Origin of the sequence: Stieleria maiorica, from assembly GCF_008035925.1 — a bacterium.
In the GTDB taxonomy this organism is placed as follows: Bacteria; Planctomycetota; Planctomycetia; order Pirellulales; family Pirellulaceae; genus Stieleria; species Stieleria maiorica.
Genome location: NZ_CP036264.1, coordinates 9,542,321 through 9,557,772 on the forward strand (window position 1 = coordinate 9,542,321; position 15,452 = coordinate 9,557,772).

Genomic DNA, 15,452 nt, shown 5'->3' on the forward strand with positions numbered 1-15,452 from the left:
CGGAGGCGATTGGTCGGCCGAGTATTCCCGTAGGATTTTCTGATGCGTTGTTTGCGATTCACGTTCGCGTTGCTGTGCGTCCTGCTTCCCCAGGCGTATGCGTCGCCGGTGGCCCGGGCGGTCGATGTATTGGCCGCAGCGGTGCTGGGGCCGGGCGACCAGCAGTACGGCATTGCGACGATCGAGCTGCCGCTGGCCAGCCCGATCATCGGCGAAGCACCGCGGCCGCTGACGGTCAGCAGCGATTCGGGCCGGGTTTTTTATCCGGTCAGCGAGGACGTGGAGGTGCGAATCGTTCCCCCGTCGGAGCGGCCGGTGCCGGAGCCGGGTAACGGACGATTGCTGGGACGGCTGGGAAAGCTGCTGCGTGAGATCACCGACTCGGACGCTCCGACCAGTCAGATCGTCGCCAGGCGGGCGACGTTCTTGTTCAAGGGAACGACGCCGTTTCGAGTCCGACTGGCCGACGGCCTGGGAGATGTCGGTGTTTATGAATTGAAACCGACTCGCGACGCTGCCGTGTTTGGCGCGTCAACGGCCCGCTGGTGGCAAACCTATGCCGCCAATGCAAAGCAGCAAATCGACGCCGGCGATTATCCGCCTTGGGTGGAGAGTTATTTGGTGGCGATGCTGAGCGGACGGACGGGCAACCCCTTGCCGACCTGGTTCACCGAGACCAAGGACCAGGGCGATCCGTTATTGGCGACGCTGAAATACTTGGGCGGCGCCGAAGCGGTCACGCAGGAAGTGTTTCGCCGCACCGCCGCGGGTCTGACGGATGTCAATCTGCCGGCCGAGAAGCAATACGAGGCTTCGGAGTTGGTCGGATTGCCCGAAGGCCCCCAGTGGCAGACCGCGACGCCGGGACCGATCGACGACGATGTGGTCACCGAACCGATCGCTTCGCGTGTCCCGCCGGAGTGTTTTTATCTGCGGTTCGGGGAGTTCAACAATTACCTGTGGTTCCTGGATCTGGCCCAGGAGTACGGCGGGGATGTGGGTCGAATGGTCAAGCTGCGTGGGACCGAAGTGCAAGCGACGGCTCGATTCCAGCGGCAGATTTCGGTCAAGATCAATCAATTGTCGCGAACTCTGGGGCCGACGGTCGTTTTGGACCAAGCGGTGATCGGCCGCGATCTGTTCACGTCTGACGGCGCGACGATGGGCGTGATCATGAAATCCGCCAATGCGTTTCTGCTGCGTTCATCCCTGACGTCGGACCGTTCCAATCGGGCCCGCAGCGACGACGCGGTGACGTTGAAGACCGTCACGATCGCCGGGCGCGAGGTGTCGTTTTTGGCCAGTGCGGACAATTCGGTGCGATCATTTCTGGCCGAAGACGACGGTTATTTTTTGATCACCAACAGCGAGACGTTGGTACGACGTTTTTTCGAAGTCGGCCAGAGCGGCGAGTCGCTGGCGGCAACCGATTCGTTTCGACTGTCGCGGTCGCTGGTGCCGATTTCCCGTGACGACACGATCTTTGCGTACTTTTCGCCCGAGATGCTGCAGCGGTTGGTGTCGCCGGAATACCTGATCGAATTGCGGCGGCGGTCGAGCGCCCAAAGCGATGTCGCGCTGGTCCACTTGGCCCGCTTGGCCGCGACGGCCGAGGGCGTGGTCGCGGAAAACGGTGACAGCCTCGGCGTGGACGAGTTGATCGAAAAAGGGTTCTTGCCGCTCTCGTTCGGCAACCGCAGCGACGGCAGCGGCGTGATCTCCGTCGGCGACCAAGTGATCGACACCCTGCGCGGGGTCCGCGGAACGTTCCTGCCGATCGCCGATGTGAACATCGAATCGGTCACCCGCGAAGAGTATGACTGGTACACGCGGATCGCCAGGGAATACAGCGAACGGTTTCCGCAGCTTGATCCGATCATCGTCGCATTGCGCCGCGACGACGTCCCGGGTGACGCCACCATGGAGCGGATTTCGATTCATGCCGAGATCGCTCCGCTGACGCCGGAAAAGTATGGCAAGTGGGCCAAACAGCTCGGACCTCCCACATCGGTCGCAATGCGTTTTGCGCCCGACGACATCGTCGCGGTCCAGGCGCACGTGGCCAGCGCCCAGATCGGTCCGCCGACGCACCTGTTCGCCGGCATCAAGGACACGTTCCCGCCGGCACCGGACCAGTTCGAAGGGATCTTGAAAACCTATTGGGCGCTGCGGGAATTGCCGGCCTATCTGGGCGCCTGGCCGCAACCGGGGGCGCTGGACCGATTGCCGCTGGGGCTGGGGCGCGGACGCCCGGTCGGGCCGGGGATGTCCAAACTGATCGGCGGGCTGTACCGATACACCGGAGGCGGTTTCAGTGTGCTGTCGTTTCAGCCGGAGATTCTCAACAGCACCTTGCCGTTTCTGGAAGCCACCGACGTCGGACAACCGGCGACCGTTCGCGGCCGCGTCGGCAGCTTGCTCGGCAGCCAGTTGGAGGGCTGGGTGAACAACGAACTGTATCAGAACGCCGCTCAAGCCAGCCGTGCGGGCGCGGAGTTCTTGAACCAGTTCTCCGAGCAGCTGCACGTCAGTCCGGAACAGGCGATCGATAACGTCACCCTGGTGCTGGGGGTTCCGCTGCAATGCCCGCTGGGCGGCCAGTATGAATACGACCAGCTCGAGAAACGCTGGCGAAGCACGGCGTGGAACGGCAACGAGCCGCTGGCGGTGCCACCGGCCGATTACGTCGCCCCGTTGTTGAACTGGTTCCGCGGCGGCACGTTCACGATGTCCCAGTACAGCGACCGCTTGGTGGCCGACGTCGAAATCACGGTCGCGCGGGGGGCGGTGCCGTAGCGGAACTCGCCAAGAGTTTCGCTCTCGTCGGCGAAGCCGGCGAGTAGAAGGCCGAAAGCCTTGGCGGCTTCCGCTACCACAAACACCCGCCTATTGGCTGAGCATGTTGCGGTACATGCTGATGCCGGCCGGGCCGACCAGGACGACGAAGATGCCGGGGAAGATGAACAAGACGAGCGGGAAGATCATCTTGACGGCGGTCTTGGCCGCTTTCTCTTCGGCGATCTGGCGACGGCGGGTTCGCATGGCGTCACTTTGGACCCGCAGTGCCGCGGCGATCGAAGAGCCGAACTTGTCGGCTTGGATCAAGATCGACGCGAGCTGTTTCAGGTCATCGACGCCGCTGCGGAAACCGAGTGCCTGGAGCACTTCGCTACGCGTGCGTCCGAGTTGAAGTTGCTTGTTGGCGATGCCGAATTCTTCGCCGATCTCCTTGTGGCTCTTTTCCATTTCCTCGGCGACCTTTCGCAGGGCCTGGTCCATCCCCAGACCGGCTTCGACACAGACGACCATCAAGTCGAGTGCATCGGGCAGGCCGAGGAAGATTTTTTCCATCCGCTTTTTGGCCATCATGCCGAGTGCAAATTTGGGGATCATGAAGCCGACGATCAGCCCGCCGCCGACTTTGATGATCATGTCTTGGCCGAATCCGTTGGCGAAGAACCCGTAGGTGCTGCCGATGAACAGGCCGAGCGCGGAGGCACCGAGTTGGATGGTCTTGTAGACGACCGGTGCGGCTTCGCGACGGAAGCCGGCGTTCATCAGGATCTCTCGCAGTTGGCCCATCTCCTTTTCATTGCCGCTGACCTTGTCGGCCAACGGTGTCGCGGCCTTCTCCAAGTACGCGGTCAGGGCTTCGTTCTTTTTGTTGGCTTTGTCGCCGCCTTCGACGGCGGACGCCTGGCCGGCACGACGCTTTCGCATCATGTCCAAACGCGCTTCGGCGCGAGGCTTGTCGTCTCCGGAGACGCGTGCCAGAACGAACCACATGCCGAGGGTCACGAACATGAAGATCGCGCCAGCGGTGACATAAATCGGATTGATCGAAAGGGCGAGCAGGAGGGTCATCGTTGGGATCCGGTTGGCCGGTGAAAGACGGGTCTGGCGGTCGGTGGCGGGATGCGGGTTAGACTTTGATCGTGATGATCTTCTTGATCACCAAGGCTCCGATGATCTGGGTGATCAATCCGAAGCCCAGCATGTAGCGTCCCAGTTCATCGGTGAACAGCATCATCACGTATTCGTAATTCAGTTTCAGCATGACCAGGAACAGCACCGGCGGCAGCGCCAGCAGCACGGCACCGCTCATCCGGCCTTCCCCGGTCAGTGCTTGGATTTGACCGAGGATCTGCAATCGCTCGCGGATCAGGTGTCCGATCTTGTCCAAGATTTCGGCCAAATCACCACCGGTTTGTCGTTGCAGCACGACGGCGGTGGCGAAGAATCGAAGGTCCATGTTGGGAACGCGATCGGCCATGTCCTCGATCGCCTCGTCCAGCGGGATGCCCAGGTTTTGTTCTTCGAACGCACGTCCGAACTCGCGGGCCAACGGGTCTTCCATCTCCTTGGACACCAGACCGAATCCGGCGTTCAGCGAGTGGCCGGCACGCAACGAACGGCCGAGCAACTCGAGTGCCTCGGGCATCTGATTGCCGAACTTCGACAGCCGCCGCTTGCGTTTGACCATCAGCCAACCGAAGGGCACCATGGCAAAGATCGGACCGACAAAGATGGCCAGCAACTTGAACGGGCTGGCAAGGCACAGGGCGACGCCTGCGCCGAAGGCCCCCATGCAAATCATTGCGAACTGGGCCGGCGGCATCCGCACATCGGCCTGATCGAGGTATTCCCCCAACCCCGGCAAACTTTTCATGATGCTGCCGATGAGGCCGGACGCATCTTCGAACCCGCCCTCCATCAGCAACGAACCGGATTCTTCGGCTTGCTTGCCACCGCTGACGCGACGACGCGACGCCATTTGCGCCAGCCGATCTTCGGTTGCGGTATTGTCACCGCCGGGGACGAGCATGTTGGCAGCCAGTGCCACCAGGGAGGCGACAAAGATGCCGACGGCAATGATGATGACGGTACCGGTCATGTCAGATCAGGTCGTTGGGGTTCGGAGAGCGAAGGGATCGAAAAGTCGGGATCAGGGTTTGGGTCGTTCGGGGCGGCCGGCGGTTAGGCCTGCATCATGACTCGCTCGCGGAACGCGCTCGAGGGCAAGCGGACGCCGGCGGCTTCCAGTTTGTCCATGAACGTGGGGCGAACGCCGGAGCATTCGAAGGCCCCATATGCTTTGCCGTCTTCCCCGATGCCTTTCTGGTTGAACTTGTAAATGTCTTGCAGCACGATCGTATCCTGTTCCATGCCGACCACTTCGGTGATCGCGGTGACGCGGCGCGGCCCACCTTGCAAACGGTTGGCTTGGATCAGCACGTCGACCGCACCGGCGATCTGTTGGCGGATCGCTTTGACCGGCAATTCGAATCCGGCCATCATGACCATCGTCTCCAGACGCGCGATCGCGTCCCGCGGGGTGTTGGCGTGCAGCGTCGTCAACGAACCGTCGTGGCCGGTGTTCATGGCCTGCAACATGTCCAGCGTTTCACCGCCACGACATTCCCCGATGATGATCCGCTCGGGACGCATCCGCAGGGCGTTCTTGACCAGGTCGGTGGCGGTCACCGCACCGTTGCCTTCGATGTTCGGCGGCCGCGTTTCCAGACGCACGACGTGGTCTTGTTGCAGTTGCAATTCCGCCGCATCTTCGATCGTCACGATCCGGTCGGAGTGACCGATGAAGGACGACAGCGTGTTGAGCAGGGTCGTTTTACCCGAACCGGTACCGCCGGCGATGATGCAATTCAGTCGAGCTTTGATGCAGCCTTCCAACAGCATCACCATTTCCGGCGTGAAGGCTTTGTAGTTGAGCAGGTCTTCCAGCTTCAGCGGGTTGCTGCCGAAACGTCGAATACTGACCGCGGCACCGTCCAAGGCCAGCGGCGGGATGATCGCGTTGACCCGCGAGCCGTCTTCCAAACGCGCGTCGACCATCGGACAGGTTTCATCGACGCGGCGTCCGACCTTACTGACGATCCGGTCGATGATCTGCAGCAAGTGCTTGCCGTCGCGGAACTCCACGTCGGTCTTCTGCATCTGGCCGCCCTTTTCGACGTAAATGCTCTTGGGCCCGTTGATCAGAATATCGCTGACCTTGGGGTCTTTGAGGATCAATTCCAACGGCCCCAAGCCGAAGGTTTCGTCCAACACCTCGTCGACGATGCGCTCGCGTTCTTGACGATTCAGCAACGCGTCATCGGCATCACAAAGGTGTTCAATGACGACACGGATCTCGCGGCGTAACGCGTCACCCTTCATGTCGCCGACGCGGGACAGGTCGAGCTTGTCGACCAATTTGCCATGGATTCGAGTCTTGATTTCTTCGAATTGATCTTGGCGACTATCCGCTTTGCCGGGCAATGTTCGAGCTGCCATAGTTGTGTTCTCGTCCTACCTGAGTGCGCGACCGCGAGGTGCTGGGTGGGTGAATTCGTGGTGCCTCGCCGTGTTGGCAACTTGGACGGCCAACTGTCCCGTGCGAGTCGTTCGGTTTGTGAGGGTCGTCCGGGCTTACGGTCCGGCGGAGACCGCCGAAGGCTGGATTTGGGAGTCGACCCTGCGAAAACATAGGATGCAAAACCGCGACGCTCGCACGCGGTACAGATTTTCTTGCCGGTCGCCGGGGCACTCGATCGGCGTGCGATTGGTCGACCAGGGCGGACCAAACGTGTCCGGCGCCGTCAAAGAATTCGCGCATGAGCCCAACCACCCACCCGACCCGACCGCAGCCCTCCGAAACGTTCTCCCCGTCGCCGTCGATCGAAGCGAGTGACGCGATCGACGCGAGTGACGCGCTGATGATTTCACTCGCCTCGCAGCGAATCGTGATCGTCCGCCGCGACGAACGGCCTTCGGTTCGATCCGCCGAACAACTCTGTCGCCCCGCCGCCGCGCTGCGACCGGGCGAGCGGGTGTACTACAAGGGACGCCCCGATCGCGTGCGGGCGATGCGGGTGTACTGACTGAACGGAAAAGGGACCGGACCGTCGGAAGGTGGAGTTTAGCACCAAGTGGACCGATGAGACCGATGCGTCAAATCGATCTCCTGCCTCGTTCCCAGGCTCCGCCTTGCAACGCACTGCAAACGTGGCTCCCGCCACATCGACCGCGTGCAACCCGAGGCGGAGCCTCTGGGAAATGTCGTTCCCAGGCGGAGCCCGGGAACGAGGCATGTTACTGGCTGGTTTTCACTGGGGAAGCATCACGCGTTGGCCGGATTCATGGCTTTGGCGGGCGGCCTGGACGACGGCGGCGGCTTCGTAGGCGTCGACCAGTCCGCCCAGATCACGGACCAGACTGGTCACGCTGCGGTGGAATTGACGCAGCATGCGTTCGCCCACGGGGGATTCGGTTTCCAACGATTCGACGTGGCGACCGGCGTCGTCGAACCAGACCAGGCTGCTGGGCAGATCGATGAACGCGACGCCGTGTTCGCATTGGATTTTCATCGCGGCGGGCGAGCGGAAGCTCGCCGCTTCTTTCCAACGCGTCGGCAGCGTGCCGTCGGTGGCGATCTCGGCGATCACGCCTTGATGGGGATTGCAGTCGTACTGCAGCATCAACGACTGAAACGTGTTTTCCTGGCAAACCGAAGTGACACATTGCGGGGATGTCCCGACAACGTAGCGGCACCAGTCGACCAGTTCGACCAGTTCCGAGTCATCGGTGCGACAGGCCGATGGCCCAGCGTTTTCGGGCATCTGGTCGTTGATCGACTGGCGATGCACGCGGATCAGCCGCGGCGCGCCCAGGCGTGTCGCGATCAGTTCCTTCAGACGCAACGTCGCCGGGGCGAATCGGCGCGGCAGCTCGGCCATGAACGAAACCCCGCTCTGTTCGATCGCCTGGAGCACCGCGTTTTGACAGTGCGGATCGAAGTCCAACCCGGCGGCCCAGTAGACCGCTTTGCCGGCCTGACAGGCGGCCAGCGCCGGCAGCCAACCGAGCCAGCATTGTTTGAGGATCAAGACGGCGTCGATGTCGCAGCGATAAACCAGGCTTCGGTAGCCGTCGATCGGATCGGCCTGGAATTCGGCGGCGGTGGATTCGGCCAGTTTCGAAATCGTGCTGTAGACCGCGCGGACATCGAAACGATCGTCCAGCATGCGAAGGGCGGGGCGATAACGGGTCTGCCACAGATCCCCGAGTCCGATCAGACCAATTCGAAGCTTCATCAGGTCGACATCTCAAACTCGGCGGAATGCGAGCGGAAATCGCGATCGCGGCAGGGCAGTCGGGGCGGCGATGACAGGATTTCCAGCCAGGGTTGGTAGGGCAACTTTTTTGAACAAGGGCGTCGATCGTCCCATTCTCGCGACACATGCACTTTTGTACACTTTCCGGTTTGGTACGGCCGAACGTCGATTGGCACGCCCCAACTTGTTGTCTAACCGCAGCTTAGCGACCGCCTGACCGTTTCGCTGGAGGGTGCTTCAATTTAACACGCAAATCCACAATTTGATAATCACAGAAATCTAATCAGCACGGCTTGAAGCCGACCGGACCACCCATATACTCCGCCCATTCTGCCTGAGCCGCATTTTCGGGACGGCTTGACCAAGCATCCCAGAATGGTTCCAGGAAGGAAGAAGGCGAGATTTCGTTAAAGAAAGACGATCTCACCTTAGGGACGATTGTTGGCCGATTCCGGCGACCAACGCTTGATGCGGGTCGGGTCGGACAACAACGGGATTACTAGCCCTCGGCGGTTCCTCGTCTGAATGAATCGGCGTCTTTTCATAACCGGTCCATCCATTTACCGACATTGTGTCGCCATCGCCGAACGGTGTTCATGTTTGAAAAAAGGAGCTAGGAATGGTTTCGTTGCTGTTAGCTGTTGTACTGGGTAGTGTCACGTCGGCATCGTTGAAGACCGATTATGCCGAGGCCTACCGGGAATCGGTCGCACAGGACAAGCCGTTGATGGTGGTCGTCGGTGCCCCCTGGTGTCCGGCGTGCAACGTTTTGAAACAAACCACGTTGGAGCCGATGGCCCAGACCGGTGAGCTGGACGACGTGAGTGTCGCGGTTTTGGATCGCGATTCCAACCCCGAGCTGGTCAAGCAGCTGACCAAGGGTGAGCGGATGCTGCCCCAGATCATCATGTTCACCCGCACCAACGGGGGGCAATGGAAGCGTCATCAACTGAAAGGTTACCAGACCCAACAGCCGGTCCGAAATCTGATTCGTTCGGCGGTTTCGCTCGGCCGCGGCTGAAGATCGGTCGATTCCGGCTACCTGGAACGTCTCGCAGACGGTTATGATTTCGCTCGGCCCATGAGCGTTGTCATGGGCGAACGCTTTTGAAATTGACGTGCGAATTTGACGTGCCAGCCAACCATGACGATCCCAGAACACCTTCAGCATCTGATCCGCTCCGACGAGCCGCTTGCCCCCTTGGTTTGGCTCGGGATCGGCGGTCCGGCTCATTTTTTTGCCGAACCGGTCGATCTGGAGCAGATCGTCCAGGTGGTGACCTGGGCGGCCGAGAACGACTTACCGACGCGGGTGTTGGGATCGGGCAGCAATTTGCTGGTCCGCGAATCGGGCTTTGACGGTCTGGTCATCACGTTGGGATCGGCGGCGACCAGTGCGTTGTCGATCGACGGTGATCGGCTGACCGCCGGCGCCGGCGGGAAACTTTCCCATGCGGTGGTCAAGGCGGTCGGTGGCGGGCTGGGAGGTTTGGAGCATTTGGTGGGCATCCCCGGCACCGTGGGCGCCGCCGTCCTGGGCAACGTTTCCAGCGGGGGCCGTGACATCGGCTCGGCAGTGGAGCGCGTACGCGTGCTGCAGTCCGACGGCTCCATCAAGCAGTACGAACAAGACGAAGTCGGGTTCACGTATCGCAAATCCGCGCTGGACGGTTTGACGATCGTGGAGGTGGATTTCAAGCTCGAAGCGGCCGACCCGATCGCACTGACCAAACGGCTACAGAAACTGTGGATCGCCCGCAATGCCGCTCGGCCGACCGAAGCCGAACGGATCGCGATGCCGTTCATCGACCCCGACACCATGCCGGCGCGAGAGTTGATCCAAAGCGTGGGTTTGGCGGGGATCCGCGAAGGCGACGTGGCGCTTGATTCGGCACGTCCGCACTACTTGGTGGCCCATCCCGGGGCGACCAGTGACCAATGTTTGAAATTGATCGACCGGGTTCGCGAGCAGGTGTTGCTGCAAACCGGGATCGACTTGCAGCTGAATCTACAGATTTGGTAAGCCTGACACGACGTGGTGTTCGGTCGATCGGATTCGACCGAGCGGGGCGAGCATTCTCCAGGGAAGGTGTGGCCGGATGGCCAAGCAAAGCGAGCAAACCGATCATCGCCCGATCCGCCGACTGCTGCGCCGATTGATTGCGGCGCCGGCCGCCTGGTCGCTGGCCTGGCCGATGCTCTTGCTGGTCGGTTCCTACGTCGCCTATTCGCGTTGGTATGCCGACCATTTTGCCACGCATTACCGAAGTCTGGACCGGCAATCGATCACGATTTCTCCGCCCCACGAGTTCGTGCGAACCGATTTGGTGGCCGAGGTCTATGACTCGACGCGTCTGATGGACCTGTCGCCGGCCGATCGCAGCGTGACGGCGAAACTGGCGTCAGCCTTTGCCAGCCACCCCTGGGTCCAACACGTCCATCGTGTGCAAAAGCTGCCCGCGGGCAAGTTCGAGTTGGATTTGGATTACCGTCAGCCGGTCGCCGCGTTCCACGTCACCGGGGGCGAGGCCTGGAAACAGATGATCGCCGAGCACCTGAAAAGCCTGGGTTATCCGGTTTCGGACGTCAACGGCTACCTGCCGCTTGATGGCGAAGGGATGCTACTTCCCACGGCCGGGCTGACCTATGACGACGCGATGGAATTGATTCACATCGAAGTCTGGGAGCTATACCCGACCGGCAACGAGGGGACACCGTTCGGCGACCGCCGCGTCGAATCGGCGGCGCTGTTGGCCAAGTTGCTCGCCGCGGTCCGCGACCAGATACGCATCGCCAAGATCACCGTCAGCGGCGACCCGCGAATGAATCTGGTGCCCAAGCTGGAAATCATCACCGGTGACAACACGCACCTGTTTTGGGGCAGCCCGCCGGGGATGGAACAACCGCGGGAACGCGACGCCCGAGCCAAACTGACGGACCTGTTGAGCGGCAACTATGTCCCCGGCGGTGATCTGAGCATCGCCCGCGAAGCCACGCCGCCGCTGCGATAGGATCGCTGCTGCAGGCACGATGGCTCTTCCGGGCCGCCGTCGTGAACGACTCCCCGCGACGACCTGGTGCTTGGGCAACTGTTGAACTTCGGGTGCCACGGAAAAGCGGGCAGCCCGTGTCGTAGCGGAAGCCGCCAAGGCTTTCGGCCTCTCGGCGCGGCGTCGCCGCGCCAGTGCCAAACTTTTGTCGAGTTCCGCAACCCGAATACCAAGCAGCGAAAGGACTTCTAGAGGGTTTTCAGCAACCGTTGTCCGAATTGGGCATAGTCCTGTCCGTCGACGTCGCCATCTCCGTCGGCGTCGAACTGATCGTTGAACTTGGGCGAGGTGTTGGGACGCAGGAACGTCGATCCGAATCGACCATAATCTTGGCCGTCCACATCGCCGTCGCCGTCGGAATCACCGAAGAAGCGGAAGAACGCGTCGGCCCGGTCGACGGCCCCGGATTGGTCGGTGCCGAACAGATGGTCATTGAGCATCGGGTAGGGATCGGCGCCCAGCGACATCGCTGCCCCCGAACGGATGCGGAGTTCGTAGTAGCCGTCGTCCAGGATGACGGGGACCGAGTTGGGCGTTTCGAACGTCAACAAGACCTCGGTTCGGCCGTTGAAGTCAGCCGGGGTGGCCTTGATGGAGCCAACGGACTGTCCGGTCGAGACGTTGCGGATTTCGAAGGCACCGGCCAGCGACTGGTGATTGACCGGCTGGTTGTAGATGACCTTGACCGATTCGATCTGGCTGCGGGAACGGCCGCCATGGTTGACCTGAATCTGCTCGACCCTCAGGTTGGTCGCCAGGCCCGACACGGTGAAGGCGAACGTCGACTCGTTGGGATCGTTGTTGACGATCAGGACGCGTGCATTTCGTCGGCCCGCCGCCGAGGGATCGAAAGTGACTTCAAAGGTGGTCGATCCACCGGGTGCGACCACGGCCGCGGGCGGCTGGGTGATGGAGAAATCACCGCTGTGGGCACCGGTGATCGACACCGAGGACAAGTCCAAGTTCATCGAACCGTAGTTCTCGATCGTGAAAGTTTGCGAGCGGGTGTCCGCCTGGACTTCGACGACCCCCATATCCGTCCCATTTCCGGGCGCGGCCGGGTCTCCATCCTCGATCGGTTGATCGTTGGCGCCGCGGACATTGATTTCGGCGAGCACGAAATCATCATTGAGCAGGGTGCCGTTGAGCACGGCATTGTCGATGATGCCGGCGGTGCTGGAGGAGATAATCAGCTGGAACGTTTCATCGTTTTCGATGTCGCGATCCCCTTGGACCTGGATATCGATGTAAGCGGTTTTCTGTCCCGGTGCGAAGGTCGCAACACCGGAGGCAAAGCCGCCGACGAAATCATCCACATCGACGGGGTTCGTTCCGCCGGGCTGGATCCACCAGTTCACCGAAACCGCCTTGTCAAGGAAACCGGTTCTGGGAATCCCGACCGACCGCGTGATCGGTCCCGAGTTGCCCTCTTCGACGACGGTGGGCAGGAAGGTCGCATCGACCGGAAGCACGACACTGACGTCGGTCCAACGAGGATACTGCGATTCGTCAAACCGCTGGATCTCTCTCCATTCGACGCCGTCGTAGGAGTATTCCAGCACGACGTCGTCGCCGTTCTCGGTCGCATCGAGACCGCCGCTATTTGAATCGGCGAAGATGATCGAGAAATTCGCCCGGGCGCCCAATTGCGGAGCCACCGGATCGGTCGTCGCGGAGCGCTGCCCCGTGCCGGAGAAGAACAATGCGTTGCCGTCGGTCCCGGGGAACGTGTTGGCCGTGGTCGCGTTCTCGATGACGTCCCAGACCTCGGGGTCGATCACCGAATCGAAATCATCATCGATCGACGTGCCGGTGATCACGAAATTGTCGATCGCCCAGTTGTCACTGGCACCGTTGTCATGATTGACTTGACGGACGCGGTACTGGGCAGTCGTCGCCAGTGACAGGATCGATTCGTCGTTCAGGATCGTGCCATCGGCCAAATAGTCGACCGCGTCGAGCAGGAACGCGCCATCGGTCGGAATAAACAACTCGATCGTGTAGTTCTCGTCGAATTCGATCTCAAAGTCACCGCGGACATCAACGTCCAGTGTTTTGGTGGTCTCTCCGACATCAAAGAACACGGTGCCCGATTGGGGCGAGGTGAAATCCAGATCGTCTGCCGGTGTGTTGCCGGTGTAGACGCGTTGCCAGCCGATGGTGTTGGCGATTCCGGCCGGGCCGATGCGGTTGATCGTAAACTGATGCGTCGAGCCGCCCGGAGGGTCACCTTCGTAGCTCACCGTATCGGTCGCTTCGATGGCGTAAGTCGACAGGACCTCGACGATTTCCATTCCGGCGACGCGGTCGGCCACGGCGTAGCTGCCTGAATCGATGATGTGGGCTTCAAAGAACTCGCCGCCTTCGGGGAGTCCGTCAAAGTTGGTGAGGAACCGGGCCACGCCGACTCCGTTGACAATCGAAACCGTCTGGCTCAGCGGCCCGACGAAGTCCTGGGGTTCGGTCGAGTACGGGGCAGGCAGTCCGGGCGAGGCTTGACGCACCCCTCGAACACCGACGGTGACCGTCCCGTTGCTCAGGTCACTGGCGGTGATCGTGAACTCGGCGTAGCCTCCTTCACCGATGGTTTCTGAATTGGCCGCGATCGACACGGTCGGATCGCCCGTGTCGACGATCGTGCCACTGATTCGATACTGACCGAGACTTCCGTAGTCGCTGTAGCCGCTCGGCGGATCTTCGGTGTACGGTGCCGGGTCGGGTTCGTTGAAGAAGAATCCACTATAGAACCCGTCCTGCGCCACGCCGTCGACCCGGATCAGGTAGTCGCCCGCGGGCAGACTGGCCTGCAGAAAGGCGGACGTGGAATTGCCGGGATTGGATGCCAAGATCATCTCTCGATCGGCATTGAACAAACCGGCCCACACGTTGAGATTCGGTTTCACGTCCAGGACGTCGATATTGATCGAAACATCACCGCCACCGGTGGAGAACTTGAACCAGTCCTCATCGGTGTTTCTTTCAATAATCCCGAACGCTTCGACGTTCACGCCGCCCGACTCCCGCAGCGGTGCGGCGAATCGAAAACTATTCCCGTAGTCATCGGGAAGATACGGGAAATTTTCGGCGCGCGTGATGACAGCCAAATCGTCCTGGTCGGGGTTGCTGGCGTTAAAATAGTCTCCGTTGTTCCAAACCGTGACCTCCTTGCCGAACGGAGCCCCCATGATCGGCCCCCAGTCGGAATGGCCTCCGTAATAGGTGGTGTTGCCGACGCCGTCATGGCCAAGGCCGAGTTGGTGCCCGACCTCGTGGCTGACCGTTTCGCTGCCGGCGTACAAACCGCCGTTGTAAACCAGTGCCGGTTCGTCTTGCGGATCATCAAACGCGCCGATAAACGCGTGCCCGCCACAGCCACAATTGGCGAACGAGTCTTTCGTCATCACCGCCCGCGTCCCCCAACGCAAATCGCCGGGACCGCTGTAGCGAAGGTCGTCCAGATCAGCAGGCTCTTCGGTCGTGACGTTGATATCGAAGGGCGCGAAGTCTTCGGCAACAACCCGCCAGATGTCCTGAATCAATTCCAATCGGGAATCAGAGAACGTTGTTCCATACCCGCCCCAATAATTCGGGTGTTCGATGCTGGGAATCCCGTAGCTGGAATTCCAACTCGTCCCCGTCGTCGTGTGCCCATCAAAGTCCATGTAGAGCGTGAAATTGGAATCCGGGCGGCTGTGCAGTTTGAACGTTTCGTCGAGTGGGAAAAGCGGTGCCTGGCTCGGTCCGCTCTCGGCCTCGTCCGAGCCGATCGGAAAATCGCTATCGGGAATTTCTTCCACCAGCGCCGCCACACCTTGAACCGGCGGGATCGGACGGCCGGGCATCACCGGCCCGTGGAACATCGCCTGCACCCAGGGATCGGTTTCATGATCGCCATCGATGCTTGCCGAACCGGATTGGAGACTCGCCGCAAGCAGACGTCGCGATTCAAGTGTCTCGATCCGGAGTTGGTTTTTGGAACGTTTTTTATTGCGACGGGATGATGCAGGAGGATTCATAGCAAGCGCGGGAGAAGGAGACAAATAAGAATCTCGAACCGGTGACGCCCATCGGAAAAGTGGCTCAATGGGCGGCCTCGCCGACAATGCGTCTGGGGAAACGGCGGAGCAAACCAAATGAAAACCTCATCAGGGTAATGCCTTCTCCCACCTAGTGGTTATCCGTATCCTAAGAATTCCTAGAATTCATACATCCCAAAAAACCGAACCCCCTAAAACAGGGGTGCAAAGACGGCGTTCGGTCCGGCCGAATTGCCGCGCCGGCTTGCGTT

General features: G+C 60.9%; 10 protein-coding genes. 5 read left to right on the forward strand and 5 right to left on the reverse strand.

All coding sequences use genetic code 11. The features are described 5' to 3' along the window. Positions 1–42 precede the first annotated feature (42 nt). Positions 43–2,796 (forward strand): hypothetical protein, encoded by a 2,754-nt coding sequence (locus Mal15_RS32650; RefSeq protein WP_147871560.1) that lies wholly within the window; start codon positions 43–45, stop codon positions 2,794–2,796. 90 nt (positions 2,797–2,886) lie between these two features. Here the strand turns inward: Mal15_RS32650 and Mal15_RS32655 are convergent, their stop codons facing one another. The 3 genes from Mal15_RS32655 to Mal15_RS32665 all read right to left on the reverse strand — a co-directional run bounded on the left by Mal15_RS32655 (position 2,887) and on the right by Mal15_RS32665 (position 6,294). Further along, positions 2,887–3,864, reverse strand: coding sequence for a type II secretion system F family protein (locus Mal15_RS32655; protein WP_147871561.1), 978 nt, complete (start codon positions 3,862–3,864; stop codon positions 2,887–2,889). A 58-nt stretch (positions 3,865–3,922) separates the two neighbouring features. Further along, complete coding sequence (locus Mal15_RS32660) at positions 3,923–4,894, reverse strand: type II secretion system F family protein (protein ID WP_147871562.1); 972 nt, start codon at positions 4,892–4,894, stop codon at positions 3,923–3,925. An 83-nt stretch (positions 4,895–4,977) separates the two neighbouring features. After that, entirely contained in the window at positions 4,978–6,294 is a 1,317-nt protein-coding gene (locus Mal15_RS32665; RefSeq protein WP_147871563.1) for a CpaF family protein, read from the reverse strand. A 320-nt stretch (positions 6,295–6,614) separates the two neighbouring features. On the opposite strand from Mal15_RS32665, the gene Mal15_RS32670 reads away from it, so the two are divergent. Beyond that, a complete protein-coding gene (locus Mal15_RS32670) occupies positions 6,615–6,881 on the forward strand; it encodes a hypothetical protein (protein ID WP_147871564.1) in 267 nt (88 codons plus the stop codon). Positions 6,882–7,106: 225 nt separating this feature from the next. Here the strand turns inward: Mal15_RS32670 and Mal15_RS32675 are convergent, their stop codons facing one another. Next, entirely contained in the window at positions 7,107–8,093 is a 987-nt protein-coding gene (locus Mal15_RS32675; RefSeq protein WP_147871565.1) for a Gfo/Idh/MocA family protein, read from the reverse strand. Between the two features lie 640 nt (positions 8,094–8,733). Here Mal15_RS32675 and Mal15_RS32680 point away from each other — a divergent pair. From Mal15_RS32680 to Mal15_RS32690, 3 genes are all read left to right on the forward strand, one after another. Next, positions 8,734–9,135, forward strand: a complete 402-nt coding sequence (locus Mal15_RS32680) for a thioredoxin family protein (protein ID WP_147871566.1) — start codon at positions 8,734–8,736, stop codon at positions 9,133–9,135. Positions 9,136–9,258: 123 nt separating this feature from the next. After that, the gene (locus Mal15_RS32685) at positions 9,259–10,137 is read left to right on the forward strand and encodes a UDP-N-acetylmuramate dehydrogenase (RefSeq protein ID WP_147871567.1); all 879 of its coding nucleotides are present in this window, start codon (positions 9,259–9,261) and stop codon (positions 10,135–10,137) included. Positions 10,138–10,213: 76 nt separating this feature from the next. Beyond that, positions 10,214–11,125: a cell division protein FtsQ/DivIB gene (locus Mal15_RS32690; RefSeq protein WP_147871568.1), complete on the forward strand. Its 912-nt coding sequence runs from the start codon at positions 10,214–10,216 to the stop codon at positions 11,123–11,125. Positions 11,126–11,352: 227 nt separating this feature from the next. On the opposite strand, the gene Mal15_RS32695 is transcribed toward Mal15_RS32690, so the two are convergent. Continuing rightward, entirely contained in the window at positions 11,353–15,180 is a 3,828-nt protein-coding gene (locus tag Mal15_RS32695) for a choice-of-anchor D domain-containing protein (protein WP_147871569.1), read from the reverse strand. Between the last annotated feature and the right edge of the window lie 272 nt (positions 15,181–15,452).

Excerpts from the sequence above, each read along its gene's own strand:
- Mal15_RS32650 (WP_147871560.1), top strand. The coding sequence starts at position 43 with ATGCGTTGTTTGCGATTCACGTTCGCGTTGCTGTGCGTCCTGCTTCCC.
- Mal15_RS32655 (WP_147871561.1), bottom strand. The coding sequence starts at position 3,864 with ATGACCCTCCTGCTCGCCCTTTCGATCAATCCGATTTATGTCACCGCT.
- Mal15_RS32660 (WP_147871562.1), bottom strand. The coding sequence starts at position 4,894 with ATGACCGGTACCGTCATCATCATTGCCGTCGGCATCTTTGTCGCCTCC.
- Mal15_RS32665 (WP_147871563.1), bottom strand. The coding sequence starts at position 6,294 with ATGGCAGCTCGAACATTGCCCGGCAAAGCGGATAGTCGCCAAGATCAA.
- Mal15_RS32670 (WP_147871564.1), top strand. The coding sequence starts at position 6,615 with ATGAGCCCAACCACCCACCCGACCCGACCGCAGCCCTCCGAAACGTTC.
- Mal15_RS32675 (WP_147871565.1), bottom strand. The coding sequence starts at position 8,093 with ATGAAGCTTCGAATTGGTCTGATCGGACTCGGGGATCTGTGGCAGACC.
- Mal15_RS32680 (WP_147871566.1), top strand. The coding sequence starts at position 8,734 with ATGGTTTCGTTGCTGTTAGCTGTTGTACTGGGTAGTGTCACGTCGGCA.
- Mal15_RS32685 (WP_147871567.1), top strand. The coding sequence starts at position 9,259 with ATGACGATCCCAGAACACCTTCAGCATCTGATCCGCTCCGACGAGCCG.
- Mal15_RS32690 (WP_147871568.1), top strand. The coding sequence starts at position 10,214 with ATGGCCAAGCAAAGCGAGCAAACCGATCATCGCCCGATCCGCCGACTG.
- Mal15_RS32695 (WP_147871569.1), bottom strand. The coding sequence starts at position 15,180 with ATGAATCCTCCTGCATCATCCCGTCGCAATAAAAAACGTTCCAAAAAC.